Source organism: Streptomyces sp. ACA25 (assembly GCF_028200735.1).
Lineage (GTDB): Bacteria > Actinomycetota > Actinomycetes > Streptomycetales > Streptomycetaceae > Streptomyces.
Genome location: NZ_JAQKPV010000028.1, coordinates 1 through 10,031, shown reverse-complemented (window position 1 = coordinate 10,031; position 10,031 = coordinate 1). Strand labels below are relative to the sequence as shown.

General features: G+C 70.6%; 5 protein-coding genes. All 5 read left to right on the top strand.

What is annotated here, in order from left to right:
• Nucleotides 1-1,372, top strand: a 1,372-nt coding sequence (locus PJ985_RS22860) for a beta-ketoacyl reductase (RefSeq protein WP_271685797.1), incomplete at its 5' end; no start/stop codon positions are given.
• A 174-nt stretch (nucleotides 1,373-1,546) separates the two neighbouring features.
• The gene (locus tag PJ985_RS22855; protein ID WP_271685796.1) at nucleotides 1,547-3,145 is read left to right on the top strand and encodes an acyl-CoA carboxylase subunit beta; all 1,599 of its coding nucleotides are present in this window, start codon (nucleotides 1,547-1,549) and stop codon (nucleotides 3,143-3,145) included.
• Nucleotides 3,146-3,268: 123 nt separating this feature from the next.
• Nucleotides 3,269-4,075 carry an ABC transporter ATP-binding protein gene (locus PJ985_RS22850; protein ID WP_271685795.1) on the top strand — a complete coding sequence of 269 codons (807 nt, stop codon included), beginning with the start codon at nucleotides 3,269-3,271 and terminating at the stop codon, nucleotides 4,073-4,075.
• Nucleotides 4,060-5,991, top strand: a complete 1,932-nt coding sequence (locus tag PJ985_RS22845) for a hypothetical protein (RefSeq protein WP_271685794.1) — start codon at nucleotides 4,060-4,062, stop codon at nucleotides 5,989-5,991. Before PJ985_RS22850 ends, PJ985_RS22845 begins: the two co-directional genes overlap by 16 nt.
• Nucleotides 5,992-6,277: 286 nt before the next feature.
• Nucleotides 6,278-10,031 (top strand): type I polyketide synthase (locus PJ985_RS22840; protein WP_271685793.1); only part of this gene is annotated, 3,754 nt, incomplete at its 3' end.

The following is a 10,031-nucleotide window of genomic DNA, read 5'->3' as shown; positions in this document are numbered from 1 at the left end:
CACCTGGGATCTGCGGCAGGCGCCGGAAGCCTTCCGGTTCATGAGTCAGGCCCGGCACATCGGCAAGGTGGTGCTCACCCTGCCTGCCGCCCCGGATCCCGAGGCGACGGTCCTTGTCACCGGTGGCACCGGTGCGCTCGGCGGGCTGATCGCCCGGCACCTCGCGGACCACGGGCGCCGCCGCCTGTTGCTGTTGAGCAGAAGCGGGCCTGCCGCTCCCGGTGCCGCCGAGCTGGCAGCGGACCTGAGGGCGCGTGGAGCCGAGACCGAGGTGGTGGCCTGTGACGCCGCTGATCCCGACGCACTGGCCTCGGTGCTGCGCGGCAGGCGGATCGGGTCGGTCTTCCACGCGGCCGGTGTGCTCGATGACGGCGTGGCCACTGCCCTGACACCCGACAGGGTCGCACCGGTGCTGGCGGCGAAGGTCACCGCGGCCCGGCACCTGCACCGGCTGGCCCCCGAAGCCGAGGAGTTCGTGCTGTTCTCCTCGTTGGCAGCCACCCTGGGCAGCCCTGGTCAGGCGTCCTACGCAGCAGCCAACGCCTACCTGGACGGCCTTGCCGTGCACCGGCAGGCGAGGGGACTGCCGGCCCGGGCCCTGGCCTGGGGACCGTGGGACGTCCCCGGCGGCATGCTCGGCACTCTCACCGACGCGGACCGGGAACGGGCCGCACGGTCCGGCTTCCCGGCGATCACCGAGGAGGAGGGACTGGAGCTGCTCCGCGCGGCACTGGACGGTGGCGACCCCGCCGTGGTCCTCGCCGGGCTGCACACCGCCGCGCTCGCGGGCCGTACCGATCTGCCGCACCTGCTCCGTGGCCTGATCCGGGGGACCAGACGCACTGCGGCTCCGGCCGGGGCGGACACCGGCCTGACCGACCGGCTGCGTGGTCTGCCTGCGGCGGAGCGGCTGCGGGTGCTGCTCGACCGGGTGCGGGCGGAGGCCGCCACTGTCCTCGGATTCGCGGGTGCGGCGGCCGTCGAACCGGACCGGGCGTTCAAGGACCTCGGGATCGACTCGCTCACGGCAGTGGAACTGCGCAACCGGCTCGGTGCGGTGACGGGTGTCCGGCTGCCGGCCACGCTGGTGTTCGACCATCCTTCCCCGGCCGCGCTGGCCGAGCGGCTCCTCGCCGAGCTGGTGCCGGCGGGCCCCGGCCCGGCGGCGGTGCTGTTGGCCGAGCTGGACAATCTGGATGCCGTGCTTCCGGAGCTGTCCGACGCGGACCGGACCCGCCTGCACGTGCGGATGAGCGCACTGCTCGCGAAGTGGACGGACCCGGCTGCCGAGGAAGCGACCGATGAGGACCTCGACGCGGCGACCGAGGAGGACATCTTCGCCCTCATCGACAGCGAACTGGACAGCTCCTGACCGCGGACCTCCGGACCGCCCGGCGTCCTCGGCGGAGGTGTCCGCGCGCGATGACCGGTGCGGTGCCCGGTCCGGCCTTCCGCGCAGGCGCCGGTAGGGGGCAGTAGGGGTGATGCCTGCGGTCCCGGCCGGTGACCATGCGGGGGCAGGCCTCTTCTCTCGAAAGGACTTGGCATGCCGTCACACGAGCCCCTCTCCCCCGTGGAGCGGCCACTGACGACCACTGCGGACCGCATCGCCGACCTGGCCACCCGTCACGAGGAGGTCGCGCACCTCGCGGAGAAGCGGGCCACGGACCGGCAGCATGCCAAGGGGAAGCTCACTGCCCGCGAACGCATCGAGCTGCTCCTGGACGCGGGCTCCTTCGTCGAGCTGGACGAGTTCGTCCGCCACCGCAGCACCGACTTCGACATCCCCCGCCCGTACGGGGACGGTGTGGTGACCGGGCACGGGACCATCGACGGTCGCCAGGTGTGTGTGTTCTCGCACGACTTCACCATCCTCGGTGGCAGTATGGGAGAGGCCTTCGGCAGCAAGGTGATCAAGGTCTACGATCTCGCCATGAGCATCGGCTGTCCGGTCATCGGCATCAACGACTCCGGCGGCGCCCGCATTCAGGAAGGCGTGGTCTCCCTCGCTTACTACGCGGAGCTGGGAGCGCGCAATGTCCACGCTTCCGGCGTCATCCCGCAGATCTCGCTCATCATGGGCCCCTGCGCGGGCGGATCGGTGTACTCACCGGCCCTCACCGACTTCACGGTCATGGTCAAGGACATCTCGTACATGTTCGTCACCGGACCGGACGTGGTCACCGCGGTCACCGGGGAACAGGTGACCGGTGAGGAACTCGGCGGTCCGGCGGTCAACGGGCAGGTCTCCGGCAACGCGCACTACGTGGCCGAGGACGAACGGGATGCCATCTCCTGGGTGCAGACCCTGTGCGGGTACCTGCCGGGGAACAACCTCGACCGTGCCCCGGTTTATGAGCACACGGCCGGCACCGGCACCACGGAGCGGGACCTCGCACTCGACTCGATCGTCCCCGACGGGGACAGCCAGTCCTACGACATGGCCGAGGTGATCTCCACGGTCCTCGACGACGGTGACTATCTGGAGATCCACCCGGACTTCGCCCGCAACATGATCTGTGCGCTGGGCCGGGTGGATGGGCATTCGGTGGGAGTGGTGGCGAACCAGCCAGGCTTTCTTGCGGGGGTGCTCGACATCGACGCGTCGGAGAAAGCGGCACGGTTCGTCCGCTTCTGTGATGCCTTCCACATACCTCTCCTGACGTTCATGGACGTGCCCGGATATCTGCCCGGAGTCGGTCAGGAGCACAACGGCATCATCCGGCGCGGCATCAAACTGTTCTACGCTTACGCGGAGTCGACGGTGCCGAAGGTCACCGTCATCACCCGCAAGGCGTACGGCGGCGGGTACGCGGTCATGGGCTCCCGGCACGTCGGGGCCGACTGCGTCATCGCCTGGCCCACCGCCGAGATCGCCGTGATGGGCGCGGAGAGCGCGGTGCGCATTCTGCACGGCCGCGAACTCGCCGCCGCGCCGCCGGAGGAACGGGCCGAGGTCAAGGACAGGCTCACCGACGACTACCGACGGCGGTTCGGCAACCCTTACGTCGCCGCTTCCCACGGGTACGTCGACATGGTCGTCCAGCCCGCGCGCACCCGGGTGGAGGTTTCCCGGGCACTGATGGCCCTGCGGAACAAACGTCAGTCACGACCGGCGAAGAAACACGGCAACATTCCCCTGTGACGGAGTGCCACGGCACCCTGCCCCCATTCACAGCAAGAAGCTCGGGATTCCGGGCACTGACTGTGCCACTAGGATCACCCCCACAACCGAGGAAATGAGATAACCAGCGTGCATTCAGGAAACGTGCGGCCAACCGGGAATGACGGGGCCACGCCCCCGTCCGACGAGGGCGAGACGGCCGCCTTTCGCCTTGTCGGGCTGCACAAGACGTTCGGTGAACACACCGCGGTGGATCACGCCTCCCTCACCGTGGCTCCGGGGTCCTTCTACGGGCTGGTCGGGCCGAACGGCGCGGGGAAGACGACGGCGCTGTCCATGGCGGTCGGCCTGCAGCGGCCGGACGAGGGTTACGCCCTGGTCCACGGCATCGATGTGTGGAAAGAACCGCTGCGGGCCCGGAAGCTCATGGGCGTGCTGCCCGACGGCCTGGCGATGCCGGAGCGGCTCACAGGACGGGAACTGCTCACTTTCCTCGGTCACCTGCACGGTCTGAGCGCCGCCGAGGTGGCGCAGCGCACCGATGAACTGCTTGCCGTCATGGAGCTCGACGGTTCGGCGGAGCGCACCCTGGTCGTCGACTACTCCACGGGCATGCGCAAGAAGGTCGGTCTGGCCACCGCGTTGCTGCACGGGCCGAAGCTGCTGGTACTCGACGAGCCCTTCGAGGCGGTCGACCCGGTCTCCGCGGCCACGATCAAGCACATCCTCAAACGGTTCGTCGCGGGCGGCAACTCGGTGCTGATCTCCAGTCACGTCATGGCGCTGGTCGAGCAGCTCTGCGACACGGTCGGGGTGCTGATCAAGGGCCAGGTCGTGGCCGAAGGCCCGCTGGACGAGGTGCGCGGCAACCGTACGCTCGAGGAGGCCTTCGTCGATCTGGCCGGAGCCGCAGTCGGTGGCGAGGAAGGACTGTCGTGGTTGGCGTCCTGATCGGTATGAAGCTCGCCGTGCTGCGGAACACGGCGACCGAGGGAAAGCTGGCGTGGGCCGCGGTCGGCGGGACTGTCGGTCTCTGCCTGGCCGTCGCCAACATCGTCCTGGCGTTCTTCGACTTCTCGCAGCCGCGGATGATGGTGGACCTGCTCGCGGTGACCTTCGCGCTGTGGGCCCTGGGCTGGATGGTCGGCCCGGCATTCATCGGCGAGCCCCCGCTCAACGGGCAGCACTTCCACCGGCAGCCGATATCGCGCGGCACACTGGCCACGGGTCTGCTCGCCTCCGCCATGGTGGCCATCACCACGGCGGTCACGTTCCTCGCCTTCACGGCACTGATCGTTTTCGCCGCCAGGCTGAGCCTGTGGGCAGTGGTGGTCTCGCTCCCCGCGGTGATCCTGATGCTGCTGCTGGTGGTGCTCCTGTCCCGGGTGGTCTCGCTGCTGTTCGGCGCGCTGGCCAGGTCCCGTCTCGGGGGCGTCATCACCGCGACGGTGACCGGGGCGATGATCGCGGTGGCCTCGTTCTCCTGGGTCATCTTCATCGGTGTGTACGTGCTGCTCGAATACGGCTTCCCGTCCCGGCTCTCCACGGTCCTGCAGTGGCTGCCCTCCAGCTGGGGCCTGCTGTCCGTGGAAGCTGCCGGCCGCAGTGACTGGGAGGGAGCCGTCGGGCCGCTGGCGGCTCTTCTCGCCCTTGTCGTACTCCTCTTCCTCGTCTGGACGAGGCTGCTCGGACCGGGGCTGCTCGCCCGTGCGGTGGTGCGCGGGTCCACCGCGGAACGGGCGGCGCCGAAGGGCTGGGCCGCGCGCAGCGATCTGGGGGTCTTCTACCTGAAGGAGATGCGCACGTGGTGGCGTGATCCGCTGCGCACCCAGAACATCGTGCTGCCCCTCGCGTTCTCGGTCATCTCCGCGCTGTTCCCCCTCATGCTCGACTTCACCGGGTTCTTCCCGTTCGTCGGCGCGGCCACCGCGCTGATGGCCGCCGCGACGTGCGCCAATCTGTACGGGCAGGACGGCACCGCGTTGTGGATGACGCTGTTGCTGCCCGGCAAGGAGAAGGCCGATGTACGGGCCCGGCAACTCGCCTGGCTCACGGTGTTCGGCCCGCTGACGCTCGTGCTGACAGTTGCGGGCTCCGTCCTGCACGGGGACCTCTCTCTGATGCCGTGGGCGCTGACCGCCAACCTCGCTGTCCTCGGCGGCGGCGTCGGCCTGCTCATCTGGATCAGCGTGGTGGGTCTGGTGCCGGGGCCCGACCCCCACAAGAGCAAGAACTCACCGCTGGACCACGGAGATGTCACCGGGCAATCGTTCCTGATGTTCTTCCTCACCGCGCTTGCCGCTGCTCCCGCGCTCGGCCTGACCCTCGTGGGGCATCTGCGCGACTGGCCGCTGCTCATGTGGGTGAGCGTGCCGGTCGGTCTGTTGACCGGCATCGTCTGCTACGTGTGGTTCGGTGACCTGGCCGCGCGGCGGCTGCGTGAAAAGGGCCCCGACCTGCTGCAGTTGATGCGGTCGGGGAAGCGGACCGCGGTTGATGACCCGGAGACGGAGGTGCCGTCCGCGTTCGAGACGATGGGGGTCAAGAGCCAGATTCTCCTCTGGGGCAGCATGGCCATCGGCGTCCTCGGGCTGTTCCCGCAGGGACTGGTGCCGCTGGCCATCAAGGTGAGCGGTTCCACCGACCGGGTGTGGTTTCTCGCGCTGTACATGCCGGACGCGTGGCAGTGGCCGGTGATCGCGGGCATGATCGTGCTCGGTCTGGCCGGCTTCAACAGCATGCTGGCGGTGTACCGCGCCGAGACCCGGAAGGCGAAGGAGAAGGCGCGGGCGGAGCTGAGGGCCCGTGAGGAGCGGGCGGAAAAGGCGGAGGAGAACCTCGAGGAGGACCGGAGCACCAGGGTCTGAACCAGGTCCGCTCACCGGTTCCCCCGACGGGGCGTGTCGCGAGGAGACACGCCCCGTCTCCCGTCCTGCGCCAGGGCTGTCGGTCTCGGACGGCCGGGTTCCGACGTTAGGGGGCGGGAACGCGGAGGTTAGGGGTTGGCCGCCTGCGGGGGCCTTGGCTACTGTCCGAATTGGCCCAGTCGGAGAAAGGCCGGAACCACACATTCAGGCGTTGTCACCCGCACACTTCGTCGGCAGAGATCCGGGTTCGGCGGAACTCGCGATTTCGAGTGATTTTGAGGCATCCATGTCGGAAGTGCACGCAGGTGAACCCGAAGCAATCGCGATAATCGGGTACTCATGCAGACTTCCCGGAGCGGCGGTCCCGGAACAATTCTGGGAACTGCTCTCCACGGGCGCCGAAGCGGTCGCCGAGGTCCCTGCCGGCCGGCCCTCCGCGCCGGGGGTCACCCGCGGAGGCTTCCTCACCGGGGTGGCCGACTTCGACGCCGGGTTCTTCGGGATCTCCCCGCGCGAGGCGGCGGCGATGGACCCGCAGCAGCGCCTCGCGCTGGAGCTCGCCTGGGAAGCACTGGAGGACGCCCGTCACGTCCCCGCCCGGGTACGCGGTGGGCGGGCCGGCGTCTTCGTCGGCGCGATCTGGGACGACTACGCCGCCTTGCTGCACCGTGAGGGCGATGCGACGGTCGACCAGCACACCATGCCCGGCCTGCAGCGCGGTGTCATAGCCAACCGCATCTCCTACGCACTCGGCCTGCGCGGACCGAGCCTCACCGTGGACGCCGGGCAGTCCTCCTCCCTCGTGTCCGTGCACCTGGCCTGCGAGAGTCTGCGGCGCGACGAGTCCGACCTGGCACTCGCCGGAGGGGTGAATCTCGTCCTGGCCCCGGACAGCACGGTCAGCGCCCTCCGGTTCGGCGGGCTCTCCCCGGACGGCCGCTGCTTCACCTTCGACGCACGCGCCAACGGGTTCGTGCGCGGCGAGGGCGGTGCGCTCGTCGTGCTCAAGCCCCTGTCCCGGGCGGTCGCCGACGGCGACCGGGTGCACGCGGTGATCCTGGGGAGCGCCGTCAACAACGACGGCGGAGGAGCGAGCCTCACCGCACCGAGTGCCGCCGCGCAGGAGGCCGTCCTGCACGCCGCATACGCCCGTGCGGGGGTGCCGCCTGCGGCACTCGGCTACGTGGAGCTGCACGGCACGGGAACACCGGTGGGAGACCCGGTCGAGGCCGCCGCGCTCGGTGCCGCACTCGGCGCAGTCCGGGCCGAACCGCTGCCCGTCGGCTCGGTGAAGACCAACATCGGTCACCTGGAAGGCGCCGCCGGCATCGCCGGCCTGATCAAGGCCGCCCTCACCGTCGAGAAGGGCGTTGTCCCGCCGACCCTCAACTTCCGCTCCGCCCACCCGGACATTCCCCTGGAGCGGCTGAACCTCCGGATGCAGACCGAGCCCGCTCCGCTGGGCGGACCGGGTGTCGTCGGGGTCAGCTCATTCGGCATGGGCGGCACCAACTGCCACCTGGTACTCGGTCCGGCTCCCACGGCCACCGCAGGTGCCGGACCCGGCGCTGCCCGGGACGTGCCCCGGGCACCGGCCCTCGTGCTGGTGTCAGGCCGCACCGAGGCGGCGCTGCGCGCGCAGGCCGCCCGCCTGCGCGAGGCCGTGGACGACTCGGATGCCTCCGTCGCCGACGTCGCGCACTCGCTCGCCACCACGCGCACCACTTTCGACCGACGCGCCGTCATCCAGGCCGAGGACCGCGGCGCCCTGCACGCCGCCCTGGACGCGGTTGCCGGCGGGTTGCCCGCTCCGGGGGTCACCGAGGGCGTCGCGCGCTCCGGACGACTTGCCCTGGTCTTCTCCGGGCAGGGCTCCCAGTGGCCCGCCATGGCCGCCGAACTGCTCGATACGGACCAGGTCTTCGCCGACACCATCAGCGCCTGCGCGGAGGCCCTGGCGCCCCACGTGGACTACTCACTGGTGGAGGTGCTGCGCGGCACCGAAGGCGCGCCGACCCTGGACCGTGTCGATGTGGTCCAGCCCGCGCTGTTCGCGGTGATGGTCGCGCTGGCCGAGGTGTGGGGCTCCCTGGGCGTCCGTCCCGATGCTGTCACCGGCCACTCCCAGGGGGAGATAGCCGCCGCCTATGTCGCGGGTGCGCTGTCGCTGGAGGACGCCGCGAAGGTCGTGGCCCTGCGCAGCCGAGCCGTCGGCACCCTGGCGGGCCGCGGTGGCATGCTGTCCGTGCCGGCTCCGGTCGAGCACGTCCGGCAGTGGGTGAGCACGATGCCCTCGCTGTCCGTGGCGGCCGTCAACGGCCCGGCCTCCGTGGTGATCGCCGGTGAGCCCTCCGCACTCGACGACTTCACTGCCGCGTGCGCGGCGCGCGGCGTCGAGGCGAAACGCATCCCCGTGGACTACGCGTCGCACTCGGTCCAGGTCGAGTCGCTCCGCGACGAACTCGCGACGGTACTGGCCGGTATCGAACCGAGGACCGGAACCGTGCCGTTCCTGTCCACCGTCACCGGCGAATGGACCGACACGGCAAGTCTTGACGCCGCGTACTGGTACCGGAACCTGCGCGGCACCGTCGAATTCGCCTCCGCCACCCGTCGGCTGGCCGAGGAAGGCTTCCGCTTCCTCGTCGAGTGCACCCCCCATCCGGTACTGGTCCCCGCGGTGCGCGACACTCTCGCCGCTCTCGACATGCCCGATGCCGTCGCTGTCGGCTCGCTGCGACGGAACGAAGGCAGCCGCTCCCGGTTGCTGGCCTCGGCGGCGGAGCTGCTCGCCCACGGCGTCAGCCTCGATCTCCCCACGCCGCGCGCGGCCACCGCCATCGACCTGCCCACCTACGCCTTCCAGCGTGAGCGCCACTGGCGGCCCGGTGCGGACACCTCTGCGGCCGGGGCCGCAGCGGCCCGGGACGACTCGCTGCGCGGCCGGGTGCGCACCGCCTCACCGCGGGCCGGCCACACCCTTGTGCTCGATCTGGTGCGGGCGCACGCCGCGGTCGTCGGCGGGTTCGCGTCAGCGGAGGCGGTGGAGCCGCAGCACACGTTCAAGGCTCTCGGTTTCGCCTCGTTGACCCTCGTGGAACTCCGGGACCGGCTGGCCACCGCCACCGGTCTGCGCCTGCCGCCCACCCTGCTGTTCGACCGGCCGACCCCGACCGAGGCCGCCCGGTACCTGCGCGACGCCCTGCTGGGCGGGAAAACCGACGACAGGACCGGCCCCGCAACCCGTGCCGCGGCTGACGAACCGATCGCCATCGTGGCGATGGCCTGCCGGTTCCCCGGCGGGATCGACTCGCCCGCCGCGCTGTGGCGCGTGCTGTCCGAGGGCCGCGAGGTGCTCTCGGAGCTCCCCTCGGACCGGGGCTGGAACTGGGACCCGGCCGCATTCGCCACGGGCAGCCTGCCCGACAGAGGCGGATTCCTGGAAGACGTCGCGGGCTTCGACGCCGACCTGTTCGGCATCTCGCCGCGCGAGGCCCTCGCCATGGACCCCCAGCAGCGGCTGCTGCTCGAAGTGGCATGGGAAGCCGTTGAGCGTCTCGGCGTCGGCCCGGCGACCCTGCGCGGGAGCCGGACCGGTGTGTTCATCGGCGCGACCGCGCAGGACTACGGTCCCCGGATGCACGAGCCCTCGGAGGGCTCCGAGGGATACCTGCTCACCGGTGGCACCGCCAGCGTGGCCTCCGGCAGGATCGCCTACACCTTCGGCTTGGAGGGGCCCGCCGTGACCGTGGACACGGCATGTTCCTCCTCGCTGGTCGCCGTACACCTGGCGGCACAGTCCCTGCGGGCGGGGGAGTGCTCGACAGCACTGGCGGGCGGGGTCACCGTCATGGCCACCCCAGGCATCATCACCGAGTTCGCCCGGCAGGGCGGGCTGGCTCCCGACGGCCGCTGCAAGGCATTCGGTGCGGGCGCGGACGGTACCGGCTGGTCGGAGGGCGTGGGGGTGCTGGCCCTGCGACGGCTCTCCGACGCGGTGGCGGACGGCCAGCGCGTCCTGGCGGTGGTGCGTGGTTCGG